The following is a 23877-nucleotide window of genomic DNA, read 5'->3' on the forward strand; positions in this document are numbered from 1 at the left end:
CCCCCAAGCAGATCATTTGTGCTGCGATGCGCAAGCTGCTGCATTTTGTTTACGCCGTGCTCAAGTCGGGCCAGCCTTATGACCCGAATTTTGCTCTTGTCCGGTGAGGTTCAAGACGGTATCTACGAATACCAACCCCATCAAGGCCCACCCCCGTAGCAGCTGCCGAGCGCAAGCGAGGCAGCGTCAGGCGCGCTGCCGATTCAAGCCCGAGTCGCGGCCAACGCAGCCTCGCCGGGGCTCGGCAGCTGCTACGAATGCCAACCCCATCAAGGCCTCCCCCCGTAGCAGCTGCCGAGCGCAAGCGAGGCTGCGTCAGGCGCGCTGCCGATTCAAGCTCGAGTCGCGGCCAACGCAGCCTCGCCGGGGCTCGGCAGCTGCGAATGCCAACCCCATCAAGGCCTCCCCCCGTAGCAGCTGCCGAGCGCAAGCGAGGCTGCGTCAGGCGCGCTACCGACTCAAGCTCGAGCCGCGGCCAACGCAGCCTCGCCGGGGCTCGGCAGCTGCTACGGGGTTTTACGCGGTGCTGGATAAGACGGTATCTACGCAAGGGAATCGAGTCGGGTGCTCAGCAGGTTTCCCGATACTGCCTCGGCGTAAACCCGGTCGACGCCTTGAACTGCCGCGTAAACGCGCTGTGGTCGGTATAGCCGCATTGCAGCGCCACTTCGGTAATCGGCATGTCGCTGTGCAACAGACGATGGGCGTGTTCCAGGCGCACTTTCTGGATCATCTGCCGGGGCGTCAGGTGGAACACGCGCTTGCAGTAGCGCTCCAGTTGCGCCACGGAAATCCCGGCGATGCGCGTCAGCTCGCCAAGGGTGACGCGACGATTGAAGTGCGTGCGGATGTGCTCGTCCACGGCGGCCAGGCGTTGGTAGGCCGGGTGGGTTTGGCTGGCCGATTGCAGGTCGACCGAGATCCCGGCCAGGCCGATGATGCGGCCCTCGTGGTTGTACAGCGGCCATTTGTGGGTGAGGCACCAGCCGGGTTCTCGGCTGCCGTAGAGGTGCAGTTCGAGTTGGTCTTCCAGCACAAAGCCCTGCTCCAGCACGCGCCGGTCCTGCTCGGTGTAGCCCGGCCCCAATTGCGCGGGAAAGACGTCGGCGCTGGTCTTGCCCAGCAACGGCTGCAACTGCTTGAGGCCGCAACGTTGCACCAGGGTGCGGTTGGCGAGGACGTAACGGGCGTCCAGGTCCTTGATGAAGATGGCGGCATTGGGGATCACGTCCAGCATCGGCAGCAGTTGCACCACACCGGCTAATAGCTGCTCGATGCTGTGGGGAGGGCTAGCCCCGTGCCCTTGGCAAAGGCTCGCAAACGCGCTTTGAAGCATGAGTGTCACTCCCCGCCTTTCACCTCGATGGCAAGCAGATTGCCCCATGCCCGGGGTGCTGTCGAGCGTGGCGAACTGTGCTGAATTCGTCATCGTTGCCGGCAAAAAACATCAATCGCCGCCGCGCTTGCGCGTTCACGATAGGGCCGCTGCATACCTATCCATACACTCACAAGAAGGCCCCCCACAGCTTTCATAGAGGGCGCGCGTTATGAAGCGACTGCATGTGATCGACTCCCACACCGGCGGCGAACCCACGCGCCTGGTGATGACCGGCTTCCCCGCGCTCAAGGGTGCGAGCATCGCCGACCAGTTGGAAAACCTACGCACCGAGCACGACCCATGGCGCCGCGCCTGCCTGCTGGAGCCGCGTGGCAATGACGTCCTGGTCGGCGCGCTGTACTGCGCACCCGTCACCCCAGGCGCCACCTGCGGGGTGATCTTCTTCAACAACGCCGGTTACCTGGGCATGTGCGGCCACGGCACCATCGGCCTGGTGGCGTCCCTGCACCACTTGGGGCGCATCCAGCCGGGCGTGCATACCCTCGACACCCCGGTGGGGCCGGTGGTCGCCACGTTGCACGACGACGGCGCCGTGACCCTGCGCAACGTGCCTGCCTATCGCTACCGCCAGCAGGTAACGGTGGATGTGCCGGGCCATGGCGCAGTCCAGGGCGATATTGCCTGGGGTGGTAACTGGTTCTTCCTGGTTTCCGAGCACGGCATGGCGCTGGAGATGAACAACGTCGACGCCCTCACCGACTACACCTGGGCGATGCTCAAGGCCCTCGAGGCCCAGGGCATCCATGGCGCAGACGGCGCCCTGATCGACCATATCGAGTTGTTCGCCGACGACGCCGACGCCAACAGCCGCAACTTCGTCATGTGCCCCGGCAAAGCCTATGACCGCTCACCCTGCGGCACCGGCACCAGCGCCAAGCTGGCGTGCCTGGCAGCCGACGCCAAACTCGCCCCCGGTGCAACCTGGGTACAAGCCAGCATTACCGGCAGCCGCTTTGAAGGCCGTTATGAATGGGACGGCACACGTGTGATCCCCTTCATCACCGGCCGCGCCTACATGACCGCCGACAGCACCTTGCTGATCGACGAGCAAGACCCGTTTGCCTGGGGCATCTGAGCCCCTCCCTTTTGATTGAACGCTGTAAGGAGCTAGCACCATGAGCGACAACATCTTCACCGGCTGCATCCCCGCGCTGATGACCCCGTGCACCGCCGCGCGCAAGCCGGATTTCGACGCGCTGGTCGCCAAGGGCCGCGAGCTGATCGATACCGGCATGAGCGCCGTGGTGTACTGCGGCTCCATGGGCGACTGGCCATTACTCACCGAAGCCGAACGCCAGGAAGGCGTGGCGCGCCTGGTGGCGGCCGGCGTGCCGACCATTGTCGGTACCGGCGCGGTGAACAGCCGCGAGGCAGTGGCCCACGCCGCCCACGCGGCCAAGGTCGGTGCCCATGGCTTGATGGTGATTCCGCGCGTGCTGTCCCGTGGCGCTTCGGCCACCGCGCAAAAGGCGCATTTCTCGGCGATCCTCAAGGCCGCGCCCAACCTGCCGGCGGTGATCTACAACAGCCCCTACTACGGCTTCGCCACCCGCGCGGAGTTGTTCTTCGAACTGCGCCGCGAACACCCGAACCTGATCGGCTTCAAGGAGTTCGGTGGCGGCGCCGACCTGCGCTACGCCGCCGAACACATCACGTCCCAGGACGACAGCGTGACCCTGATGGTCGGCGTCGATACCCAGGTGGTGCACGGTTTCGTCAACTGCAACGCCACCGGCGCGATCACCGGTATCGGCAATGCCTTGCCCCGCGAAGTACTGCAATTGGTGGCCCTGAGCAAGCAAGCGGCCAAGGGCGATGCCAAGGCCCGGCGCCTGGCCCGTGAGCTGGAAGCCGCGCTGGCGGTGCTGTCGTCCTTCGACGAAGGCTGCGACCTGGTGCTGTATTACAAGCACCTGATGGTACTCAACGGCGACCAGGGCTACGCCCTGCACTTCAACGAGACCGATGTGCTCAGCGATGCCCAGCGGCGTTACGCCGAGCATCAGTACGCGCTGTTTCGCCAGTGGTATGCCAACTGGTCGAGAGAGGCGTAGCTGATGCACGACCCTGACCCTGCAGATATCGCCGTAATCGGAGCCGGCATCATTGGCGTTGCCTGCGCCCTGCAGCTGGCGCGCCAGGGGCGCAAAGTGCTGGTGATCGACCAGCAGGCACCCGGCATGGGCGCCTCCTATGGCAACGCCGGGCACCTGGCGACCGAACAGGTGTTCCCGATCGCCGACCTGTCGATCCTCAAGCGCTTGCCCGCCATGCTCATGGACCCCATGGGCCCGCTGCGCCTGGACTGGAAATACCTGCCGCGCGCCCTGCCCTGGTTTATCCGCTTGCTGCTGAACCTGCGCCCGGCGAATTACCAGCGCACGGTGACGGGGATTCGCGCGCTCAATGAAGCAAGCCTCGGCGCCTGGCAGCGTTTGCTGGCAAGCCTCCAGCGCGGGCACCTGTTGCGTGAAGACGGCTCGCTGCTGGTATTCGAACGTTCGGACTCGCGCGCAGCCATCGATGGGTTGCAACGCCGCATGCAGGCGCAAAACGTGCCGGTGGATTTCTGGTCGGGGGATGCCATACGCGAGGTGGCCCCGCAATTGAGCACGCAGATCCAGGGCGGCCTGTTTTTCCCAGGGACAGGGCACTTCCTCGATCCTTACCAACTGGTCTGCGAACTGGTGGAGGCGGCCAAGGCCAGTGGCGTGCAGTTCCTCAAACGTCAGGTGCTGGATGCGCGGGTTGAAGCCGACGGCGTCACCGTGAACACCGATCAAGGCACCTTTGCCGCCCGCCAGGTACTGATCGCCTGCGGCGCCCACTCGGCCAAGCTCACCGCCGCCCTGACCGGCAAGAAAGTCCCGCTGGACACCGAACGGGGCTATCACCTGATGCTGCCCCATGAACAACAACGCCTGCCGTTTGCCGTCACGTCCCTGGAACGCAAGTTCATCATGACCCCAATGGCAGGCGGCCTGCGCCTGGCCGGCACCGTTGAATTCGCCGGCCTCGACCGCCCACCGAACATGGCCCGCGCGTGGCAGTTGCATCGGTTGAGCCGGGGGCTGTTTCTTGAGGACCTGAGCGTCGAGGATGCGACGCCGTGGATGGGCTTCAGACCGTCGCTGCCGGATTCGCTGCCAATTATTGATCGGGTGTGTGACGGGAAGGTGCTGCTTGCGTTTGGGCATCAGCATTTGGGGCTGACCCAGGCGGCGGTGACGGCGGAGATGGTGGGGCAATTGGCCTCAGTGGCGCCTGTGTGTTCAGGGTTGCCGGCGCTTGCGCCCTATCGACTGGAGCGGTTTTGAATCTTCGACGCAGCGCTGTCGCGCAGCAAACTGGGACCTCTGTGGCGAGCGGGCTTGTCGAATCGTCGCACCGCCTGCGTTGGGGGGCGAAGCGCCCCTGATGAAGGCGAATGCGGTGTATCAGGCACTCCTCTGCGCCTGGTTTTGGGGCTGCTGCGCAGCCCCACGCGGGACAAACCCGCTCGCCACAATTCAGCTCGACAACTCCCACATTTGAGCTTCAGGGTTTTGCAGACGGTGCTCGTTTCACTGAACGAGATTTCGGGTCGCGGCCGCCAACAGGGCATCCGCCATGCCTTGGATTTCCTCGCGCATCCACAGCTTTTCCAACCAGCCGCCAGGAATCGCTTGGGCGCCATAATACGCACCGGCCAGTTGGCCAACGATGGCTGCGGTAGTGTCCGCGTCATCGCCCAAATTGGCCGCCATCAGCACTGCCGCCGCAAAGCTGTCGGTATGCTGGAAGCACCAGAGTGCCGCCTCAAGCGAGGCAACGGCGTAGCCGGTGCCGACGATGTCATCACGTGACTTCTCCCGGTAGTCCCCTTTCGCAATGCCGGCGACTTTGGCGGTCACGAGGTCCATGTGCGCCAAGTGCAATACCTGATCCTTTGAAACACCCTCAAGCGCATTGCTGATTGCCTGTGCCAGCACCAGGCAACATTCGATGGCCTCCTGAGCCGCGTGAGTGGTGCGCGAGCTTTCGGCGGCGTAATGGCGGATACGTTGAAGGTCAGGAAAGTAAAACAACACCACCGGTGCGAGGCGCATCATCGAACCATTCCCGGCGGAATACGGATCCGTAGAGCCTGAAAATGGGTTTGCACTGTCTTGATAGGCCGTCAGCGCATTGCTAACCGTCAGGCCAATATCGAAGCAGTCGCCGGTGGAGCTCAAATAGCCCCATTTCCACCAATTCAGATAGCGGCCCATCTGGTCTGCCGCGTCAAAACCCTCTTTGCGCAGCAGACTTTCAGCCAGGCACAGCGCCATTGAGGTGTCGTCGGTCCACTGGCCAGGCTTGAGGCTGAAAGGCCCGCCTCCCACCAAATCGGTGAGCGGTGTAAAGGTGCCACGGGGCATGAACTCGACCGTGGTACCAACTGCATCACCACAGGCCAAGCCCAGCAGACTGCCGCGATAACGATCCAAACGTGTCAGAGACATCGGTCTTCCTTGAAAAATCATGCCGGGATGCATGAAACGGCAGCCACTTTACTTGACCAACCGCTTCTCCTTGGAGGGGCGATATCCGAAATATGAGCTGTAGCACTTGCTGAAGTGGCTCGGCGAGACAAACCCGCACGCCACCAGCACTTCCACCTGTGACAGTTCGGTGTGCTGCAACAACCGGCGTGCTTCGGTGACGCGCAGTTCCATGTAGTAGCGCTGCGGCGTGGTGCCCAGTTGTTCCTTGAACAGGCGCTCCAGTTGGCGGCGCGAGCGGCCGGCATAGACGGCGAGTTGGTCGAGCTCCAGCGGTTCTTCGAGGTTGGCGTCCATCAGCTTCACCACTTCGCGCAGGGGCGCGCTGACGCTGACGTTTTCGGTGGGTTTGATGCGCCGGTAACGCGACTCTTCGAAGGCCAGGATGTCTTCGATACCTTCGACCAGAGCCTTGTCGTGCAAGCTTTTGATCCAGTCCAGGGCCATGTGGAAGGCACCGGAGGGGCTCGACGCGGTGAGGCGGTCGCGGTCGATCACGTAGGGTTCGCTGGTGACGTGGGTGGCCTTGGACACTTCCGCCAGGGCCGGGCGGTGTTCGGGGTGGATGGCGCAGCGGTAGCCTTGCAACAGGCCGGCACGGCCGAGGAACCATGCGCCGTTCCACAACCCCGCGAGGCTCACGTCCTGCTCGGCGGCGCTGCGCAGCAGTTGGATCAAGTGGTCGTCGGCCTTGAGCTCGGTGCGAAAACCGCCGCAGATCACCAACAGATCCAGGCCGTGCAGCGCAGAGGCATCGAGACGCGCATCCGGGCGGATCACCAGGCCCAGGTCGCTGATCACTTCCCCGTCGTCACAACCGAAGGTACGCGTGGCGAACAGATCAGGCCGCAGCAGGTTGGCGGTGACCACGGTGTCGAGCGTCTGGGTGAATGCTGGCAGGGAGAAATGTTCGAGCAGCAGGAAGCCGACGCGAGTGACCGCCGCCGGCTGGGAGGTTTCGTTGAGGTAGCGCAGGTTCTTGCCTTTCATGCCACCGCTGAACTGGCGTCTTTCCATCGAGGGTTGGCCCACTTTTATTGTTGATGCAATGGGCGCCATCTTAGGGGGAAAAACGCTGGCTGTCTCAGGCACTGATCTTGAAAAAACCACAGGCCCCAAAAGCCCGTGACAGAACACTCGCAAGCGCATCTGATACGGTTTTTTCTTTGTTATCTGCGCCTGTATTGAAAACCCGACCGGGCGGACAATAGCCCACATCCCCACCCCCTTCCCTTCGGAGGCCTTATGACCAAGATGGCGATTTTCCTGTTCGGTTTTTTAGTGCTGACCATCGGCATCGGCCTGCTGGCGACCATCTCGCCGGTCTGACGCCTAGCCGGCAAACAACATCGGGTACAGCGACAGCACCAACAGCCCGGCCATGGACCAATTGAACAGCCTCAACCAGCGCGGCTCGCGCAGCACATTACGCAAGCCGCTGCCACATCCGACCCACACGCACACGCTGGGCAAGTTGACCACGGCAAAGACCAACGCAATCACCAGCACGTTGGTGACATACCCCTCAGCCGGCGTATAGGTGGTGATGGCCCCCAGCGCCATGATCCACGCCTTGGGGTTCACCCACTGAAACGCCGCCGCGCCGAGGAAGGTCATGGGCTTGCCGTGTTCATCATTGCTATCGGACATGCCGCCCGCCGTGGCGATCTTCCAGGCCAGGTACAGCAAGTACGCCGCCCCCACGTAGCGCAACACCGTGTAGGCCCACGGGAATACCTTGAACACTTCGCCCAGCCCCAGGCCGACCGAAATCACCAACAGCATGAAACCGATACTGATCCCCAGCGCATGGGGCATCGAGCGGCGAAACCCGAAGTTCACCCCCGAGGCGAGCAACATGGTGTTATTCGGGCCAGGGGTGATCGAGGACACGAAGGCGAACAGCACAAAGGCTGACAACAGGCTGGTAGACATGAACATGGTGCGGCATCCGAGCGGTGTGATATGCCTGCGACAGTAGTGGGTTATGCGCCGCGGCGCCCCGTACAGCCAGGCACGGATCGAGGCATACACTTCTGGTGCAAAATGGCTCAGGCGCTTTCACAAACCTTTCACAGACGCCCCCTTATGGTGAACCCAGCTCCTAATGAACATCCCTTTTAGCCCGTGCTCCCCATCGCGGGCTTTTCTTTGCCTGGGATTTATCCCGAGCAAAAAAAGAGGTGGGTCATTGTTCATGGCCCACCTCTCGTTGACTGACCGTTAACGCGGACCGCCACCAGGGCCGCCGCCTTGACCATGACCACCACCGCCATGGCCACCCCCACCGCCCGGCGGCATGAATATCCAGCAGCCCGACAAGGTCGACAACAGCGCGACAACAACAGCCGCCTTGGTTAGGTAATTCAACTTCATGACAACGCTCTCTGCTTTACAAGGTTGGGTGTACGTAAAGTAAGACCGCCGCCACTGAAGTCCGTCACGGGTTTCGTGTAACGTCTTGGTAGGGTTTGTGTGGGGGTGGATACACGTCAATTCATTGGGTACGCGTTAACCGGGGGAAGAACATGCTCAACATTCGTGCAGCGACTAAGGCCGATCTCGATAGCCTGCGTGCGGTCGGCTGCGAGACCTATCAAGCGCATTTTTCGACACTCTGGTCTCCCGCAGGCATGCAGGACTTTCTCGAACAGGATTTCTCACGGGATTCGCTCAGCCGCTCACTTGACCGGCCCGCCCGTCATTCGTGGCTTATCGCCTCAGACAACGAGGGTGCACCCCTGGGCTTCGCCAAGGTCAACTGGTCAACGCCGGCACCGATCACCGGTGAACTGGGTGCAGAGCTGCAAAAAATCTACTTTCTCAAATCTGCTGCGGGGCTTGGCTATGGCAGGCAACTTTTGCAGTTTATCTGCGATCAGGCGGTGCAGCGCGCTGAACACTTGCTGTGGCTGGATGTGCTTAAGAGCAATTCAAATGCCCAGCGATTTTACGCAGGGTTTGGGTTTCGACGGATCGGTGAAATCCCCTTCAGCACGGATTTGGCAGAAATAGGGATGGTGGTCATGGGCCTTGAACTGAATCAGCACCAGGCGGAGAAGTAGATGAAAGAGTTGATACAGGGCCTCGACGGACCCAGGACTGCCCAGCAGGAATTGTTTTATGACCTGGAAGATGCAGCGGCCGTTATTGGATGGTCGGTGATGGAACTGACCACCCTGGCGGCGAGTGACAAGGCGCCGAATGACACAATGGCATTGCAGAAGATATGTGCGTTGCTGAAGGCTCAGCAGGACAAAATAGTGGCGTATGCAGGTGAAGTTAAGCGCCAGCGTATTAACAGGTCTGAGGTGATTGGCTGAAGCAACTTACTTATCAGATAGTTGCATCAGCATCAATTCCGCGCCGCCACTATTTACACGGTGCCAGAGCCTTTGCCCTACTTTTAAAGCCTGTTGCTATATCGGGCCTTTGATTATGGTTTGCTCGCACTTTCTTCTTCCCGACGTATCAGCCACGATAGCAATAACCCAGGAATAACGAACCCCACGGAAACAAGAAACCCGTGAATCAAGTGAGCGTAGGGCTCTTGGAGCTGTGCAGCAATTTTCATTGGCGACGCGATGGGTGATAACTGGAGAAACAGTAAGAGCAAAACCAGCGCGGGCCATTTAAGGCTAATTCCCTTACGTGCGCTGAGTGTCCAGGCATATCCCATCAAAACTGCTGAGAATAACCCCTCAAGCAACCAGGAAATATTGCCGAGCTTACCCCATAGCCCATAGCCATAATGTTCGGTAGAAAATGGGTAGAGGGCTAAATCCGCATTATGCATCGGCCAATCAGCGATAAAGTGGGAGAAGGCAGCCAAACCAGCAATAACAGCAACGGGACGATTCTTTAAGAAGAGCAATCCCCACACAGCTGACCAGAATAGCGCGGCGACCAGCGAATGATCCCAATCGATAAACGTCAAATCGAAGAACAGGTAGGGGCCACTGTTTAGATTGGGGGTAACCGTGTTCAGCCCCAGCATGATAAAGATACCGTCGAGCAGGTCGAGGAAGCCGACCCCCATCATGATCGGAATGGCTGGGATCTTCGGATAACGGGCTTTTAAAGCCAGGCCGATGGCGAAATGACCCACATACATATAGCGATTCCCTTGAAAAATTTTTGGCTTGGGGTGGATAAGCACTACTGATAATATCAAGCGCGCACCCGCCGAATTGTCAAATTATGGCATTTGATCATGACTCCTTTCTCCGCTGATCCGTCGCTTGTCCTGCCCGCTGAAATCGACAGGCTGCTGCTTGCGCATTGTTCAAGACGAAATCTCGTGTCGCACGAAGCTGTGTTCGCAAGAGGTGTCCAGCCAGCCACAATGTTTAAGGTGACGAGTGGCAACCTGCAAGTTACAAGCATTGGCAGCCGAGGCGATGAACTGACGTTGGCGACGTTGCGACCGGGGGATTGGTTCGGGGAGGTTCCTCTTATTGATAACCTTCCCAGGTACTATGAGGTGAATGCCTGTTGTCAGTCGGAGATCGCAGTCCTCCCAGGTAACGCCCTATGGCGAGTCGCACAATCAAATCCGGAAGTATGGCCCGCTTTATGCCAACTGGTTTGCCGGAAGCTCCGCTCTGCACTCTCCTGGATTGAAGGATCTGCGCTTTCTCCGTTACCCATCAGGCTGGCTAATCTAATCATTCGGCTGGCAGCTGATTCTCAAGGAGAGATTCCCGTGATTAATCTTTCCCAAGGCGAACTCGCGAAACGGCTAGGGGTTTCGCGGCAAACCGTTAACAATCAACTTCGTATTTGGGAGAAGTCTGGATATTTAGAACTTCGCTATCGTGGGGTATATCTCACCGATCCAGACTCCTTGGCCCAGCTTATGTCAGATCCGAAACCGTCCAACCAGATTGGTCAGCTCTACGGCAAGACGTGAAAGCTCATGACTGGCTGCATTGGTCTGCATTGATCCGGCCGCCGATTGCGCCGAGAGATCGCGAATGGCAACCAGGTTGCTGTCCACTTCACGCGCGACCTGGGCCTGCTCTTCGGCGGCAGTGGCGATCACCAGGTTGCGCTCGTTAATCTCCCCGATAGCGACGAATATATCCTCCAACACAACTCCAGAGGCTTGGGTGATCTCCAAGGCGCCATCAGCGCGTGCCGCACTGCTGCGCATCGACTCGACCGCCTGCTCAGCGGTATTTTGCACATTACCGATCATCTGCTCAATTTCCCGGGTCGACTCCTGAGTGCGATAGGCCAGTGTCCGCACTTCGTCCGCCACTACCGCAAAACCACGCCCAGCCTCACCTGCACGAGCCGCCTCAATCGCCGCGTTGAGCGCCAGCAGGTTGGTCTGTTCCGACACTGCACGGATGACATCCAGAACCTTGCCAATGTCGCGCACTTCTTCGGCCAAACGCTGGATGCGCCGAGCACTGTCCTGAATGTCGGCAGTCATCGATAAGGTGCCGTCTATGTTCTGCCTGACCTGCTGGCGGCTCTTTTCGGACAGGGTGTTGGAGGCCGTCGCTGCTTGGGAGGTAGAAACCGCATTGCGTGCCACCTCCTCCACGGCGCTTGTCATTTCGTTGACCGCTGCAGCGGCCTGCTCCAATTGCAGATCCTGCTGTTGCAAGCCGCGGCTACTTTCCTCTGTCACCGCGTGAAGTTCTTCAGCGGCCGAGGCCAGCTGGGTAGCGGACCCGTTAATCAAGGTCAACGTGTCACGGGAGCTGGCTTGCATACGCTGCAGCTCTGCAAAAAGTTCTCCAATCTCGTTGCGGCTCGGCACCCCCACTTCCTGAGTCAGGTCGCCACTGGCGATGCGCTTGAAATGCTCGCCGGCATCACGCAATGGGCGTAGTACGCGTCCGGCGATAAATATCCAGCACAGCACCACCAGCACCAGAGTGACTAAACCCAGGACGATTGCCAGGGCCTGCGAACTATTCAGGCGGCCTGCCGAATCTTCAGTAATGTCCTGGGCACGGGCATCCAGCGCGGCCACTAGATCCGTCCGAATCTTCTGAAGCTTAGTCATGCTGTTGCCAGCGTCGATATTGACTTGGAAATACTGGTCGGCAGAGCGTGCCCGGGTGGCCTTTCGCTGACCTGCGATGGCTTCGCCGTATTCACTAAAGGCCCGTTTCAACTCGTCAGACAAGGCCGCGAATTTGGGATCGCGAATATCAGCAGTAGCAGAAGTTACCTTGGCCATCGCATCTGTCCAGATACCCTCACTGCGCACCAGGCGCGCCTCGGCGGCGTCAAAGCGACTGCCCACGGTCTCTATGAAGGCTGACGATACGTTGGCGCTTGCACGAATCGCCAGCAAGAAAGCATTATTGATTCCATCAATTTGCTTAGACGTGCGGCTCAACTCATCAATTTGATCAAAGCTGCGCATTGCTGCCCACCAACTGGTGAGCACGGAGTACAGCAAGGCAACGGTGAACAGCAACAAGACTCCAGCCATACCCGTACGGATTTTGAGATGGGTGAACATTAGGAGCGCTCCGGAACATATGAATAGGGGTAACACTTCTATCCACCCGGACCGCCTAAACTTTAACTGCCCGACAGCCAATTTGTGCGATTAACGCACAGCATTACTAAGCGTCGTTATATTGGATTATTGTAATCAGCAGCAGGTAGGCCACAGCGCTCAAATAAAGCGAGAAATGAACTTAGACCCCGACCAACACATTACCGGATATGGTTGGAAGCCTTAACAACTCAAAGGACCGGCGTCAAAACATGCACTTGCCCTGGAGCATCGCAAACCTTAGTGACTCACGTGAATCGAGGGGGGGTGCGGGCGCGACCATCTTATTTCGAACAATAAAAAACCCCGTAGACGTTAATCTACGGGGTTTCTAAGAGTGGAGGCCGAGGTCGGAATCGAACCGGCGTAGGCGGATTTGCAATCCGCTGCATAACCATTTTGCTACTCGGCCTCAAACGATCAACGCCCTTGCTGCTGACATTCACCGCATAAAAACTTGAGTGGGCTATAAAACCCTGCCTCTACTCTAACTCATTGAATACATTGAAGTTTTTAATGCTTCGTTGCGTTCGATGGGCGCCATTATGTACTCATTTGCTTTTGCCTGCAACCCCTTGATTTCAAAAATATTTCGCATTGGCATCAAGGGGTTGCGTGCCTGCCCTACTCCTTGATGAGCTGCTGCTGGTACTGCGGGTCGGCCTTGATCTGGGCGTCGGTGAACGGCAGCGGGCGCAGCTTTTTTTCGGAGAACGCTTGGGTCTGGTCCTTCGAGTATGTCGAGGCCGGGTTGCTGGACAGGGAAAACGCGAGCACGCCTTGGGCGTGTGGGCCCTGGTCGTCGAAGGTGACGATCTGCAGGTAGCTGCTGCCGCTGACCACTTCGCGCTTGCCGTCGGCCCGGGGCACGGTTTGCATGGCGTTGTAGATCCCCAGCGCCTGCGGGCCGCCGTGGATTGGGGTCTGGCCGCTGACCTGGACATCTCCCCATTTAGTGTCGGCGCCAAGGCCGAGTTTGGCGACGGTTGCGGTGGAGGCCAGCATGGCTTCGCGCAGGGCCTTGGCCACGGGCGCACGGTCGATGGCCAGGCCGCGTGGGGTGGTCAGGGGCTGGGCCGGGTCGAACGGGACGCGCCAGGCATCGGGGATCTGTTGCAGGTGTTCGATCAGGTTGATGAAGTGCACCAGGCCCAGGCCGCTGTCGAGGTTGGCGTGCCGGTCCCAGTCGTTGAGGCTGGTGCACAGCGGCGTCAGGGCAGCCGTGTCGGTGCCGAGGTGTTTGGCGCAGAACGCCAGCAGGTCGGGCATGACTTGGCCGGCAAGGTAGACCTCATTGTCCATCACCATGTTTTGCAGGTCGGCGACGCTGATCGGTCGGCCCTCCAGGGATTGCAGGCGTTGCACGGCGAAGCGTGCGCGTGGGCCGAGGCCGATGTGGTCCTGGCTGATCACCGGGGAGAAGCCGGTCAACGGCGCCTTGGGGTTGGCCATCCAGGCCGAATCGTTGGAGTGCTGCACGTAGTCGCTACGCTCCAGCTGCGGCAGCTGGTCGGCGGGGAAGATGCCGGCCTGGGCGGCGCGCGGGTCGACGTCCCAGGCGCAGGCGCTGTGGGCACCGTCGAGCATGATCATCTGCAGGCCGGCACGCGGGTCGCTGCATTGCGCCAGTTTGGCCGCGCTGACGTTGGGCACCACCGACAGGTTCATGTACAGGCTCTGGCCCTGGTCATCGGCGGCCAGGGTGTTGACCCACGGGATGCCTTGCAGGGTGTGCACCGAGGCTTGCAGGTCCTTGAGGCTGGTGGCGCGGTTCATGGCGTACCACTGTTGCAGCACGCGGTCGTTGCCCAGGTTGGCATCGCGCAGGCTGAAGGCGTAGTGATTGTCCCAATCCAGCTTGCCAGGCCATTGCACCACGGGGCCGAACTGCGAGCTATAGACCGGATGGGTCACCGGTTTAATGCTGCCGTCCGCTTGCTTGACCTGCACCGTCACCGAGGTTTTTTCCAGGGGGATGGATTTTCCATCCAGCAGATAGCGCGTGGAATCCTTGGGATCCAACGTCAGGCGATACAGGGTGAAGTGCTTGGACGTATCAACGGTGTGCGTCCACGCCACATGCTGGTTGAAGCCGATATTGATCACCGGCAGGCCCGGCAACGCGGCGCCCATCACATCCAGCTGGCCGGGGATGGTCAGGTGCATTTCATAAAAACGCATGCCGCCCACCCACGGGAAATGCGGGTTGGCCAACAACATGCCACGCCCGTTAAACGAACGGTCACGCCCCACCGCCACGGCATTGCTGCCGCGATCGAGGCTGAAGCGCTGTTGATTGGCGGCGGCCAGTTCAAACGCCTTGGCGCTGGGCTGCACACTCGCCGTTACCTGAGGCGGCTTGGCGCCGACCAGGGCCTCGGCGAATTGGCCGACCCCGCCTTCCACCAACAGCCTGCGGGTCAATTTCACCAGGTCTTCAACCACCAGCGGCCGCACCCAGGCGGCCTGGCACTGGGCCGGCGCGCCCTGCTCTTTGAGGTAGCGGTTGTAACCGGCCACATAGCCTTCCATGCGCTGCTGGATCTGCGGGCTTTGCGCCTTCCAGAAGGCCGCCACGGCACCCGGCGTATTCAGCCAGGTAAAAAACACATCACTGGCCAGGTTGTTGCGTTCTTCCAGGGTCGACTGCTCGGGGCCGAAGAACCTGGCCCGTTCGCCGTTCACCGTGACCACTTCATTGGCCAGCAGGCACAGGTTGTCCTGGGCATAGGCGTAACCGATGCCCAGGCCCAGGCCGCGCTCATCGTTGGCGCGAATATGCGGCACGCCGAAACTGGTACGCCGGATGTCCGCCGACGCTTGCGTCACCTGTTCCCGCGCCGATGCAGCCAGGCTCAACCCCAGCAACAGCCCCGCCACGCACACCCTGGACAACCCGTTGGAAATAATCACACAGACTCCGCAGTCAAATTGAACACCCTCACCCGGGATTGCTACCCCACCGTAAGGACGCAAAAAACCGCGAAGAATTTAACCAGGCCAGACGTTTATTTAAGGCGCTACAGATGTGACAAAACCGATACCGACAAAATTTCTACATCGCTCACTTCATGATTTCGCTCGCTCGTTCGTCTTATTGGATAAGAGCGCCATCATTTTCCTGATCAGGCTCTGATAAGGAGTTTTTTGCATGTACAACCCGCAAGTGCCCACGGACGGACATTCATCGGTCGCCGAAGCCAATTTTGGCAACGGCGCGCAAGCATTCGGCAAATCGCCCGAACAGCAAGGCAACCAACGTATTCGGCATTTACTCAAGTGTTTTGGTTTACGCACCAGCCTGATTCGGCTGAAGGTCATCGACGCCCTGCTCACCGCCGCCGACAACCAGCGCGCCCTGGGGGTACGCGGCGTACACAGCCACCTGCTGGCGCTGGGCATCCCGTTGTCGTTCCTGAGTGTGCGCGAGGTGCTCAAGCGCCTGTGCAGCGAGGGGGTGATCACCCTCAATGCGGATAAAAGCTACAGCCTCCATGAAGAGGCTGCGAAGGTACTCGAAGGTCGGGCTTAGAGCTTGACCTTGCGGCGCATGATGCCGTTGATCACCACCACGACCACGGCGACGGCAATGGCGATGGTCTGGAACGTCTTCTCACTGATAAACCCGATGTTCTGCAGATAGGACAGGCCAAACATCGTCGCCAGTACCGCCAGGGCGATCAGAATCGAGTATTTCAAGCGTTGCTTTTGTGTCATGACGGGTTCCTGAACCGGAAGAATTATCCACTGTGTAACGCCGAACAGGCCGGGGCATACCCGGGCGACGGGATACACCGAGGTCGACAGGGGCTTATGTTACAGGTGATGAAAAGCTTTGGCTCGTCCGACCTGCCGCTCACTACGACAGCAATGGGGCCCCGGGCTCAGGCTATGTCTTCACTGGCTCCCCCCATGCACCCACCGCTGATGCAACCCGCGTGCAAGCGCATCCAGGGCAAACCCCAGCAGCCCGATCAACAACACCATCGCCATCAGTTCCGAATAGGCCAGACGATCACGCGTATCCAGGATGTAATAGCCAAGCCCTGCACTGACCCCGAGCATCTCGCACGGCACCAGCACGATCCACAGGATCCCGATGGCCAGCCGCACGCCGGTCAGCACGTGACCCACCACACCGGGGATGATCACTCGGCGCAAGGTTTCCCAGCGCGTGGCGCTCAGGCTGCTGCTCAACTGCAACCAGCGCGGGTCGAGCTGGCGCACGCCGGCCGCGGTGTTGAGCATGATCGGCCACACTGCGGCAAACGCCAGCAGGAAGTAGATCGGTTGGTCCCCTACCCCCATCAGCATCACCACGATGGGCATCCAGGACAGCGGCGAGATCATCCGCAGAAACTGGAAGGCTGGCGTGGTCGCCGCTTCCAGGTTGCGCGAACTGCCCACCAGCAGCCCAAGTGGCACCCCCACCAGCAAGGCCAGGAACAGCCCGACGAAGATACGCTTGAGGCTCACGGCGATATGCAGATACAGCTCACCGCGCCCCAGCAATTCCCACAGGCTGCTGCAGGTGGCCGCCAGCGAAAAACGCGCCGACAGGCCACCCGCATCCCCCCACACCTTCACCCCCAGCCACCACAGCAGTAACAAACCGCCCAGGCCACTCAGCCCGAGCAACCAACCCGGGATTCTGCGGTTGTTCAAACGCCAATCTCCTCGGTCCGCTCAAAGCCGTCGGGCAAGCCGAAGGTGCGCATGCCGCCGACCGCTTCGATGGCGTTGCGCACAAAGCGGTCATCCACCAGATCCTTCGCGACAAAGGCCGGGTCCAGGTCGGCGAGGAATGTCTTGTTGCCCTCGATCAGCGTGTCTTTCAAGCGCCGCACCAGTTCCTCGGTGTAGCTGGGGAATGGATAAGGTTGGAAGTCGATGCGGTGCTCGTCCCAGTTGGCGTGCTGGATCGCGCCATCAGCCAGGTAGGCAGCGCGGTCGGCAGCGGTCGGCGCCAGGACTTTGCTCAACACCGGCTCGGCATGTGGTGTGTAGCGGTTCGGACCGTCCTTGGACAGCAGCTTCACCGCCTCTGCGCGGTTATCACGGGTCCAGACCTGTGCCTTGACGATGGCGTTCACCACTTTCTGCGACCACTCCGGGCGATTGGTCAGGTCGTGTTCGTGCATGAACACCACGCAACAGGCATGGTTGCGCCAGACATCCCCGGTAAACCGCTGCACACGCCCGACCTTGAGGTTCTCCGCCAGGGCGTTGAACGGCTCGGCGACGATATAACCGTCGATGCGCTTGCTGGCCAGGGCCGGCGGCATGTCCGAAGGCGGCAGCACGATCAGGTTGACTTCGTTGGCGCCAATCGCACTACCGGCGGCACGCGCCACCGGGGTCAGGCCGTTGTCGCGGAACAGTTGCTGCACCACCACGTTATGAATCGAATACCAGAACGGGATCGCCACCGACTTGCCGCCCAGTTGTTTCACTTCGGTAATGCCCGGTGCCACGGTGAGGCCGGAACCGCCCACATGGTTCCACGCCACCACCTTGGCCGGCACCTGACTGCCATAACGCGCCCACACGGTCATCGGCGACAGCAGGTGGATCACGTTGACTTGCCCGGAGATAAACGCCTCGATCACCTGCGCCCAACTGCGCAGTAACACCGGGCGCTCGGCCTTGATGCCTTCGGCTTCGAACAGGCCGTTGTTATGTGCCACCAGCAAGGGCGTCGCGTCGGTGATCGGCAGGTAGCCGATGCGCACCGGCGCATCCGGCTCGCTGGCGGCACGGGCCTGCAGGCTGCTCAGCAGCGGCAAGGCACCGGCGGCACTGAGGACTGCGGAAAGTTTGAGAAAGTCACGCCGCGAGTGGGTCAGGTCATCCAGGCACATGGCTGGGCTCCAGCAGGTCAAGGGATTGGGGTTGAGGGCGGCTCGCCTGCCGTAGGGTTTTAAGAATCTCGATGCGCAGAGCGCCGATGGCTTCTACCTGTTCTTCGCGCGGTTGCGGCAGGTCGATGCGCCATTCGCCCAGCGTCCGCGCCGGGCGGTTGCCCAGTAGCAGGATGCGGTCGGACAACAACAGCGCTTCGTCGATGTCATGGGTGATCAACACCGCCGCCGAACCCTGCTCACGGTTGACCTTAAGCAACAGGTGCTGCATATCGGCACGGGTCACTTCATCCAGCGCACCGAAGGGCTCATCCAGCAACAGCACCTGGGGCTGGCGCGCCAGGCAACGAGCCAACGCGGTGCGCTGGGCCATGCCGCCGGACAACTGTGACGGAAATTGCTGGCGTGCGCGCTCCAGGCCGACCGCTGCGATGGCATGGTCGACGCGCTGGCGGCGCTCGTCAGCGCTCAGGTGCGGCTGGCGGGCGAAATCCAGGCCGAACGCAACGTTCTTTTCCAGGCTCAACCAGGGCAACAGACTCGGGTCCTGGAACGCTACGGCGACACGTGGATGGGGTCCGTTCAACGGCTCGCCCAACACCTGCACCTTGCCATCCTGGGGCGCCTGCAATCCGGCGAGCACACGCAACAGGCTGGACTTGCCGACCCCGCTGGGACCCAGGATCGACACCACTTCACCTCGCTGCAATTGCAGGTCGAAGCCTTGCAACACCGGGCCGCTGGCATACCCCAGGCAAATCCCCCGGGCACTCAATACCGCCCGGCTCACAGGTTGGCCTGGCGCTGCAACTCGGTGCGCAATTGCACCAGGCTGGGCGTGACGATCGGTACAAACGCCGACTCACGCCAGCGCCGCGCAAACCCACTGCCATGGGCTGTGAGGTAGGCCTTGCCACCGCTGGCCTGCAATTCCAGCTGTACGGCGCTGGCGGCGGTTTCGGCCAGGCCAATGCGCAACTTGAACAACGGCACCGGCTCAGCGGCGAAGCGCCCGGCGAGCAGGCCACTCTTCAGTTCGTTCACCCAGTGATCCAAGGTCACGCGCAACCCGTCAAGCTCTTCGCGCAACACCGTGCGTGCAGCGCCTAAGTGGTTGGCGACTTCCGCCAACGAGCGACGCGCCAGGCCGATCGACATACCGCACTGCAAACCGAGGAACGCTGGACGCACGGCCGGCAGGAACCTGCGTGCATCCTCGTGCAGCAACCAGTCGCGACTCAGCTCGACGCCTTCGAGGCCCAGTGCTGCGGTGTTGCTCGATTGCAGGCCGAGCAGTTCCAGGTCGCCGGAACGTTGCAGGCCCGCCACCGAATCCGGGATCGCCAGGATAAACGGCGCGCCGCCGCCGGTATGCTCGATCGCCGCCGCTGCCACAAAGCCGTTCTTGCGCAGGTTGGTCACCCAGTGCAGGCGACCGTTGAGGGTCCAGCCGTGATCGTTCGGCTCGGCGCTGATCTGCAGCGTCTCGATGCCCGACAGGAACTTCATCGCATTCGACAAACCGGTGGCCCCCGCCAGCCTGCCGCTGAGCAGGTCCGGCAACAATTGCTCGCGCAGCCGCTCATTCGGGCTCTGCAACAGATACTCGATAAACGAACGCTGGCCCCAGCACACAAAGGCCGCCGCCAACGAATGGCTGGCGACATTGGCGATGGCCTCGACCGCGCCCGCCACATCGCCGCCCAGTCCACCGAAGGCTTTAGGCACGCCGATACGCAGCACATTGGCTTGCGCCAGCCGTGGCAGCACTTCCTGGGGATCGCAACTGCCCACATCCAGGGCCTGCGCTTGAACATCGAGCCAACGGCTCAAGATTGGGTCAAGCATTCATGTTTCTCCTTGTCAAAGCAGCGGGACCACCAGCCATTCAGCTGGCCGGTTTTTCCCAACGGTATTGCGCCAACTCCGGGTTCAGCGGGGTACGGGCAAACACGTTAGCGAAGTTGCACAGGGTTGCCAGGCTCACCCCCAAAATAACTTCCAGGGCCTGGCCTTCGGTGAAACCGGCGGCGCGGAACGCGTCAAACCCTGCATCGCTGACATCGCCACGGGTAGCAATGACTTCCCGCGTGAAGGCGGCGAGTGTCTCATAACGGGCGTTGGGCAATTCGCCACGCTGGCGCAAGGCGTCGATGACGTCTTCCGGCAGCTTGGCCTTGTTGCGCGCCACGGCGGTGTGGCCGGCGACGCAGAAATCGCAGCCGTGGGTGGTGGCGGCAATCAACTGCACCACTTCGCGATCGGCCAGGCTCAGCTCGGCCTTGGCGTTCAGGCCCGAAACGGTGATGTAGGTTTCCAGCGCCGCCGGGGCATTGGCCAACACGGCCAGCAGGTTGGGGATGAAACCCGAGGCTTTCAGCGCGTTTTCCAGCAACGGCTTGGCGGCGGGTGGCGCGGTTTGCGGGGTGAGCAGCGGTACACGGGACATGGAGCGGTCTCCTGAGGGTTCGTGCATCCAGTCTGTTGGTTATAAGAAATCCTCTCAATAGGCTAAAGTAGCGATTACTTGCTCTTGAGTCTTTCCATTAGATGAATTCTTCCAGTGCACTTGTCGATTGGTTATTAGATAGCCTCGAACTCAACACCAGCCTGTTTCATGTGGGGCGCTACTGCGGTGACTGGCACGCCAGCACCCACGGCCTGGCGCGAGCGAGTTTCCACCTGGTCGTGCAGGGCGAGTGCTGGCTGCATATCGACGGCGAACCCACGCCCGTCGAGTTGAACAACGGCGACGCGGTGTTCCTGCTCCGTGACCTTGAGTATCGGTTGTCCGGGGAAGCCACGGCGGCCGGCGCGCGGGAATGTCCACGACGCCCGATGCTGCCCCTGGACAGCGGCGCCAGCGACGGCGTGGGGCTGGTGTGCGGGTTCTTTCACTTCCAGTCCGGTTTGTCGGCGATGATCGTCGATACCCTGCCCGCGTGGATCGTCCTGCGGGCCGGTGACCCGTCGCTGACGGCGGCACGCAACCTGTTCGAACTGATCCTGCAAGAGTGCAAACGCACCCCGGCACCTTCTAGCGCCTTGCTGGAGCGCCTGTGCCACCTGCTGTTCCTGTATGTACTGCGCCAGCAAGTGCTCGATAACAACGAACTCGGTGGTCTGGCCGCACTGGGTCGTCAGCCGGCGTTCGCGAACCTGCTGGAACGTTTGATCGCCCGTCCGGCGGACGCCTGGACGCTGGAAAGCATGGCGACCTGCACCGGCTTGTCGCGCTCGGCGTTTTTCAAGCGTTTCACTGAATTGTGCGGGCAGTCGCCCGGCCAGGTGCTGCTGATGATGCGCATGCGCCACGCCTGCCAATTGTTCAAACAGGACCAGACGGTGGCAGATGTGTCACTGGCGGTGGGTTATCAGTCCGTGGCAGCGTTTACCCGAGCCTTCCACAAAGTGACCGGGCAGCAGCCCGGCGCTTATCGCAAGGCCCAGGCCTAGCGTTGCAAACCGGTGCCAGGCCGGCCGCACAGCTCAACCAGCCAATCCACAAACACCCTCACCCGCTGTGACAGTTGACGATGGGGCGGATACAGCGCCGTCAGTGCCATTTTCGGCACTGGCAACTGCGCCAGCACGGGTACCAGGCTGCCCTGGGCCAGTTGCCGCATCGCGTGATAGTGCGGCGCCTGAATCAGGCCGTAGCCCGCTTCGCACGCGGCGAAATAGCCGTCGGAGCTGTTGACCGCCACGCGCTTGGACAAATGGATCGGGTGCACGGCGTTGCCGATCAGAAACTCCAGGCCGAACCGCTTGCCGCTGGCCGTGGAGACGTACTCGACCATCTGGTGATTGGCCAGGTCCTCGAGGGTCGCGGGTATGCCCGTGCGTTCCAGATACCCCGGGCTCGCCAAGGTCAACTGGTCCATCATTGCCAAAGGCCTGGCCACCAGCGACTCATCCAGGGCCAGGCCGCCACGCAGCACACAATCCACACCTTCACGGATCAGGTCCACCGGGCGGTCGTTCAGGCCTATGTCCAATTCGATCTGCGGATAGCGCGCGGTGAACGCCGGCAACGCGGGAATCACAATCAAGCGCCCGATGCCCGAAGGCATGTCCACACTCAAGACGCCGCGCGGGTTCTGCCGTTGGGTGGAGAACACCGCCTCGGTTTCTTCCAGGTCCGTGAGTAACTGCACGCAACGCTGGTAATACGCCGCGCCGTCGAGGGTCGGGCTGACCTGGCGCGTGGTGCGCTGCAACAGCTGTACGCCGAGGTGCGATTCCAGTTGCTTGATCAGGACGGTCACCGAGGCGCGAGGCAATTGCAGGCTGTCGGCGGCCTTGGCGAACCCGCCCAGCTCGACGATCCGAGTGAATACGCGCATCGCGTTAAAACGGTCCAAGGGCCACTCCCGCCTTCAATTATTTAGATATTACGAATAGTGATAGTGGTTTTAGCCTGTTTATCCCGATTTTGTCGAGAGCAACAATGGACGCCTTCATATAAAGGAGCTGAACCCCATGCACACTCGTCAACTCGGTAAAAACGGCCCACGTGTTTCCGCCATCGGCCTCGGTTGCATGGGCATGACTGATTTCTACACCCCCGGCAGCGACACCACGGAGGCCACCGCCACCCTGCACCGCGCCTTGGAACTGGGCGTCAACTTTCTCGACACCGCCGACATGTACGGCCCGCATACCAACGAACAATTGATCGGCAAAGCCATCGCCGGCAAACGTGACCAGGTGTTCCTGGCGAGCAAGTTCGGCATCGTGCGTGACCCGGCGAACCCGGCGCTGCGCGGCGTCAATGGCCGTCCCGAGTACATCCGCGACGCCATCAACGGCACCTTGCAGCGCCTCGGCGTGGAAACTCTGGACCTGTACTACCAGCACCGCATCGACCCGGACGTGGCCATCGAAGAAACCGTCGGCGCCATGGCCGAGCTGGTCAAACAGGGCAAGGTGCGTTACCTGGGACTGAGCGAAGCCTCGGCGGCAACACTGGAGCGGGCGCACAACGTGCATCCCATCAGTGCGCTGCAAAGCGAATATTCCCTGTGGAGCCGCGACCAGGAAGACAACGGCTGCCTCGCCGCCTGCCAACGCCTGGGCATCGCGTTTGTGCCTTACAGCCCCCTGGGCCGGGGATTCCTCACGGGTGCGCTGAAAAGCCCGGATGACTTCGGCGCCGATGACTACCGCCGCACCAACCCGCGCTTCCAAGGGGAAAACTTTGCCAAAAACCTGCAACTGGTTCAGCAGGTGCAAACCCTGGCGGCGGACAAAGGCGTTACCGCCGGGCAACTGGCGCTGGCCTGGGTATTGGCGCAAGGCGACTACATCGTCCCGATCCCCGGCACCAAGCAGCGCAAGTACCTGGAAGAAAACGTAGCCGCCGTGTCGATTGACCTCAGCCCGGCCGAGCTGGCGGCACTCGATGCACTCTTTCCCGCCAATGCAACTGCCGGCCTGCGCTATCCCGAAGCCGTGATGGCGATGCTGGACATCTGATCAGACTGCACAGGAGCACCGTTAAGCGGCGCTCCTGCTTTCTTGTACCACTGCGCCTAAAGCTCTTCCTTGCCAAGCCGATAGCCCTAC

General features: G+C 61.0%; 24 protein-coding genes and 1 tRNA gene. 9 read left to right on the top strand and 16 right to left on the bottom strand.

Going from position 1 to position 23877, the window contains the following annotated elements:
* Positions 1–568: 568 nt before the first annotated feature.
* Positions 569–1336, bottom strand: coding sequence for a helix-turn-helix domain-containing protein (locus AB1462_RS20300; RefSeq protein WP_367247753.1), 768 nt, complete (start codon positions 1334–1336; stop codon positions 569–571).
* Between the two features lie 211 nt (positions 1337–1547).
* Between AB1462_RS20300 and AB1462_RS20305 the strand changes: the two genes are divergently transcribed.
* From AB1462_RS20305 to AB1462_RS20315, 3 genes are read left to right on the top strand one after another with little or no spacing between them, the layout of a single operon-like run.
* Complete coding sequence (locus tag AB1462_RS20305) at positions 1548–2474, top strand: 4-hydroxyproline epimerase (RefSeq protein ID WP_259192947.1); 927 nt, start codon at positions 1548–1550, stop codon at positions 2472–2474.
* A 40-nt stretch (positions 2475–2514) separates the two neighbouring features.
* On the top strand, positions 2515–3453 hold the full coding sequence (locus tag AB1462_RS20310) for a dihydrodipicolinate synthase family protein (RefSeq protein WP_367247755.1): 939 nt from the start codon (positions 2515–2517) through the stop codon (positions 3451–3453).
* Positions 3454–3456: 3 nt separating this feature from the next.
* On the top strand, positions 3457–4716 hold the full coding sequence (locus tag AB1462_RS20315; RefSeq protein ID WP_367247757.1) for an FAD-dependent oxidoreductase: 1260 nt from the start codon (positions 3457–3459) through the stop codon (positions 4714–4716).
* Between the two features lie 246 nt (positions 4717–4962).
* On the opposite strand, the gene AB1462_RS20320 is transcribed toward AB1462_RS20315, so the two are convergent.
* The 4 genes from AB1462_RS20320 to AB1462_RS20335 all read right to left on the bottom strand — a co-directional run bounded on the left by AB1462_RS20320 (position 4963) and on the right by AB1462_RS20335 (position 8298).
* Positions 4963–5883 carry an ADP-ribosylglycohydrolase family protein gene (locus AB1462_RS20320; RefSeq protein WP_367247758.1) on the bottom strand — a complete coding sequence of 307 codons (921 nt, stop codon included), beginning with the start codon at positions 5881–5883 and terminating at the stop codon, positions 4963–4965.
* A gap of 48 nt (positions 5884–5931) precedes the next feature.
* Entirely contained in the window at positions 5932–6939 is a 1008-nt protein-coding gene (locus AB1462_RS20325; RefSeq protein ID WP_367247759.1) for a GlxA family transcriptional regulator, read from the bottom strand.
* Between the two features lie 315 nt (positions 6940–7254).
* Entirely contained in the window at positions 7255–7863 is a 609-nt protein-coding gene (locus tag AB1462_RS20330; protein WP_090403747.1) for a LysE family translocator, read from the bottom strand.
* A gap of 282 nt (positions 7864–8145) precedes the next feature.
* Positions 8146–8298: a hypothetical protein gene (locus tag AB1462_RS20335; RefSeq protein WP_305392946.1), complete on the bottom strand. Its 153-nt coding sequence runs from the start codon at positions 8296–8298 to the stop codon at positions 8146–8148.
* A gap of 152 nt (positions 8299–8450) precedes the next feature.
* Between AB1462_RS20335 and AB1462_RS20340 the strand changes: the two genes are divergently transcribed.
* Complete coding sequence (locus AB1462_RS20340) at positions 8451–8987, top strand: GNAT family N-acetyltransferase (RefSeq protein ID WP_090409947.1); 537 nt, start codon at positions 8451–8453, stop codon at positions 8985–8987.
* Positions 8988–9245 (top strand): hypothetical protein, encoded by a 258-nt coding sequence (locus AB1462_RS20345; protein WP_090403745.1) that lies wholly within the window; start codon positions 8988–8990, stop codon positions 9243–9245. It begins immediately after the preceding gene.
* 113 nt (positions 9246–9358) lie between these two features.
* Here the strand turns inward: AB1462_RS20345 and AB1462_RS20350 are convergent, their stop codons facing one another.
* Positions 9359–10036: a hypothetical protein gene (locus tag AB1462_RS20350; RefSeq protein ID WP_259192954.1), complete on the bottom strand. Its 678-nt coding sequence runs from the start codon at positions 10034–10036 to the stop codon at positions 9359–9361.
* A gap of 99 nt (positions 10037–10135) precedes the next feature.
* Between AB1462_RS20350 and AB1462_RS20355 the strand changes: the two genes are divergently transcribed.
* Positions 10136–10834: a Crp/Fnr family transcriptional regulator gene (locus AB1462_RS20355; protein ID WP_367247760.1), complete on the top strand. Its 699-nt coding sequence runs from the start codon at positions 10136–10138 to the stop codon at positions 10832–10834.
* Here the strand turns inward: AB1462_RS20355 and AB1462_RS20360 are convergent.
* From AB1462_RS20360 to AB1462_RS20370, 3 genes are all read right to left on the bottom strand, one after another.
* Positions 10784–12409 carry a methyl-accepting chemotaxis protein gene (locus tag AB1462_RS20360; protein ID WP_259192955.1) on the bottom strand — a complete coding sequence of 542 codons (1626 nt, stop codon included), beginning with the start codon at positions 12407–12409 and terminating at the stop codon, positions 10784–10786. The two genes, AB1462_RS20355 and AB1462_RS20360, sit on opposite strands and share 51 nt — an antisense overlap.
* Before the next feature lie 377 nt (positions 12410–12786).
* Positions 12787–12860: transfer RNA gene (locus AB1462_RS20365), tRNA-Cys, on the bottom strand.
* A 212-nt stretch (positions 12861–13072) separates the two neighbouring features.
* A complete protein-coding gene (locus tag AB1462_RS20370) occupies positions 13073–15361 on the bottom strand; it encodes an acylase (protein ID WP_367247761.1) in 2289 nt (762 codons plus the stop codon).
* A 238-nt stretch (positions 15362–15599) separates the two neighbouring features.
* On the opposite strand from AB1462_RS20370, the gene AB1462_RS20375 reads away from it, so the two are divergent.
* A complete protein-coding gene (locus AB1462_RS20375) occupies positions 15600–15980 on the top strand; it encodes a fe2+ zn2+ uptake regulation protein (protein ID WP_090403736.1) in 381 nt (126 codons plus the stop codon).
* On the opposite strand, the gene AB1462_RS20380 is transcribed toward AB1462_RS20375, so the two are convergent.
* The 6 genes from AB1462_RS20380 to AB1462_RS20405 all read right to left on the bottom strand — a co-directional run bounded on the left by AB1462_RS20380 (position 15977) and on the right by AB1462_RS20405 (position 20758).
* Positions 15977–16165, bottom strand: a complete 189-nt coding sequence (locus tag AB1462_RS20380; RefSeq protein WP_027606724.1) for a hypothetical protein — start codon at positions 16163–16165, stop codon at positions 15977–15979. The two genes, AB1462_RS20375 and AB1462_RS20380, sit on opposite strands and share 4 nt — an antisense overlap.
* Positions 16166–16345: 180 nt before the next feature.
* Positions 16346–17113 carry an ABC transporter permease gene (locus AB1462_RS20385; protein ID WP_259192960.1) on the bottom strand — a complete coding sequence of 256 codons (768 nt, stop codon included), beginning with the start codon at positions 17111–17113 and terminating at the stop codon, positions 16346–16348.
* Complete coding sequence (locus AB1462_RS20390) at positions 17110–18309, bottom strand: ABC transporter substrate-binding protein (RefSeq protein ID WP_259192961.1); 1200 nt, start codon at positions 18307–18309, stop codon at positions 17110–17112. The genes AB1462_RS20385 and AB1462_RS20390 overlap by 4 nt, the downstream gene beginning before the upstream one ends.
* Entirely contained in the window at positions 18296–19099 is an 804-nt protein-coding gene (locus AB1462_RS20395) for an ABC transporter ATP-binding protein (RefSeq protein WP_090403730.1), read from the bottom strand. The genes AB1462_RS20390 and AB1462_RS20395 overlap by 14 nt, the downstream gene beginning before the upstream one ends.
* Entirely contained in the window at positions 19096–20157 is a 1062-nt protein-coding gene (locus tag AB1462_RS20400) for an acyl-CoA dehydrogenase family protein (protein WP_367247763.1), read from the bottom strand. Before AB1462_RS20400 ends, AB1462_RS20395 begins: the two co-directional genes overlap by 4 nt.
* A 40-nt stretch (positions 20158–20197) precedes the next feature.
* Complete coding sequence (locus AB1462_RS20405) at positions 20198–20758, bottom strand: carboxymuconolactone decarboxylase family protein (protein ID WP_090403725.1); 561 nt, start codon at positions 20756–20758, stop codon at positions 20198–20200.
* 101 nt (positions 20759–20859) lie between these two features.
* Here AB1462_RS20405 and AB1462_RS20410 point away from each other — a divergent pair, with 101 nt between their 5' ends.
* On the top strand, positions 20860–21765 hold the full coding sequence (locus AB1462_RS20410) for an AraC family transcriptional regulator (RefSeq protein WP_259192963.1): 906 nt from the start codon (positions 20860–20862) through the stop codon (positions 21763–21765).
* Here the strand turns inward: AB1462_RS20410 and AB1462_RS20415 are convergent.
* Positions 21762–22673: a LysR family transcriptional regulator gene (locus AB1462_RS20415; protein WP_315338242.1), complete on the bottom strand. Its 912-nt coding sequence runs from the start codon at positions 22671–22673 to the stop codon at positions 21762–21764. The two genes, AB1462_RS20410 and AB1462_RS20415, sit on opposite strands and share 4 nt — an antisense overlap.
* 118 nt (positions 22674–22791) lie before the next feature.
* Here AB1462_RS20415 and AB1462_RS20420 point away from each other — a divergent pair, with 118 nt between their 5' ends.
* On the top strand, positions 22792–23787 hold the full coding sequence (locus AB1462_RS20420; RefSeq protein WP_315338241.1) for an aldo/keto reductase: 996 nt from the start codon (positions 22792–22794) through the stop codon (positions 23785–23787).
* The last annotated feature ends 90 nt before the right edge of the window (positions 23788–23877 follow it).

Source organism: Pseudomonas sp. SB113, assembly GCF_040754745.1.
Lineage (GTDB): Bacteria > Pseudomonadota > Gammaproteobacteria > Pseudomonadales > Pseudomonadaceae > Aquipseudomonas > Aquipseudomonas grimontii.

Bases quoted from the DNA above. Each gene is read 5' to 3' on its own strand.
- AB1462_RS20300 (WP_367247753.1), bottom strand. From the start codon at position 1,336: ATGCTTCAAAGCGCGTTTGCGAGCCTTTGCCAAGGGCACGGGGCTAGC.
- AB1462_RS20305 (WP_259192947.1), top strand. From the start codon at position 1,548: ATGAAGCGACTGCATGTGATCGACTCCCACACCGGCGGCGAACCCACG.
- AB1462_RS20310 (WP_367247755.1), top strand. From the start codon at position 2,515: ATGAGCGACAACATCTTCACCGGCTGCATCCCCGCGCTGATGACCCCG.
- AB1462_RS20315 (WP_367247757.1), top strand. From the start codon at position 3,457: ATGCACGACCCTGACCCTGCAGATATCGCCGTAATCGGAGCCGGCATC.
- AB1462_RS20320 (WP_367247758.1), bottom strand. From the start codon at position 5,883: ATGTCTCTGACACGTTTGGATCGTTATCGCGGCAGTCTGCTGGGCTTG.
- AB1462_RS20325 (WP_367247759.1), bottom strand. From the start codon at position 6,939: ATGGAAAGACGCCAGTTCAGCGGTGGCATGAAAGGCAAGAACCTGCGC.
- AB1462_RS20330 (WP_090403747.1), bottom strand. From the start codon at position 7,863: ATGTTCATGTCTACCAGCCTGTTGTCAGCCTTTGTGCTGTTCGCCTTC.
- AB1462_RS20335 (WP_305392946.1), bottom strand. From the start codon at position 8,298: ATGAAGTTGAATTACCTAACCAAGGCGGCTGTTGTTGTCGCGCTGTTG.
- AB1462_RS20340 (WP_090409947.1), top strand. From the start codon at position 8,451: ATGCTCAACATTCGTGCAGCGACTAAGGCCGATCTCGATAGCCTGCGT.
- AB1462_RS20345 (WP_090403745.1), top strand. From the start codon at position 8,988: ATGAAAGAGTTGATACAGGGCCTCGACGGACCCAGGACTGCCCAGCAG.
- AB1462_RS20350 (WP_259192954.1), bottom strand. From the start codon at position 10,036: ATGTATGTGGGTCATTTCGCCATCGGCCTGGCTTTAAAAGCCCGTTAT.
- AB1462_RS20355 (WP_367247760.1), top strand. From the start codon at position 10,136: ATGACTCCTTTCTCCGCTGATCCGTCGCTTGTCCTGCCCGCTGAAATC.
- AB1462_RS20360 (WP_259192955.1), bottom strand. From the start codon at position 12,409: ATGTTCACCCATCTCAAAATCCGTACGGGTATGGCTGGAGTCTTGTTG.
- AB1462_RS20375 (WP_090403736.1), top strand. From the start codon at position 15,600: ATGTACAACCCGCAAGTGCCCACGGACGGACATTCATCGGTCGCCGAA.
- AB1462_RS20380 (WP_027606724.1), bottom strand. From the start codon at position 16,165: ATGACACAAAAGCAACGCTTGAAATACTCGATTCTGATCGCCCTGGCG.
- AB1462_RS20390 (WP_259192961.1), bottom strand. From the start codon at position 18,309: ATGTGCCTGGATGACCTGACCCACTCGCGGCGTGACTTTCTCAAACTT.
- AB1462_RS20400 (WP_367247763.1), bottom strand. From the start codon at position 20,157: ATGCTTGACCCAATCTTGAGCCGTTGGCTCGATGTTCAAGCGCAGGCC.
- AB1462_RS20405 (WP_090403725.1), bottom strand. From the start codon at position 20,758: ATGTCCCGTGTACCGCTGCTCACCCCGCAAACCGCGCCACCCGCCGCC.
- AB1462_RS20410 (WP_259192963.1), top strand. From the start codon at position 20,860: ATGAATTCTTCCAGTGCACTTGTCGATTGGTTATTAGATAGCCTCGAA.
- AB1462_RS20420 (WP_315338241.1), top strand. From the start codon at position 22,792: ATGCACACTCGTCAACTCGGTAAAAACGGCCCACGTGTTTCCGCCATC.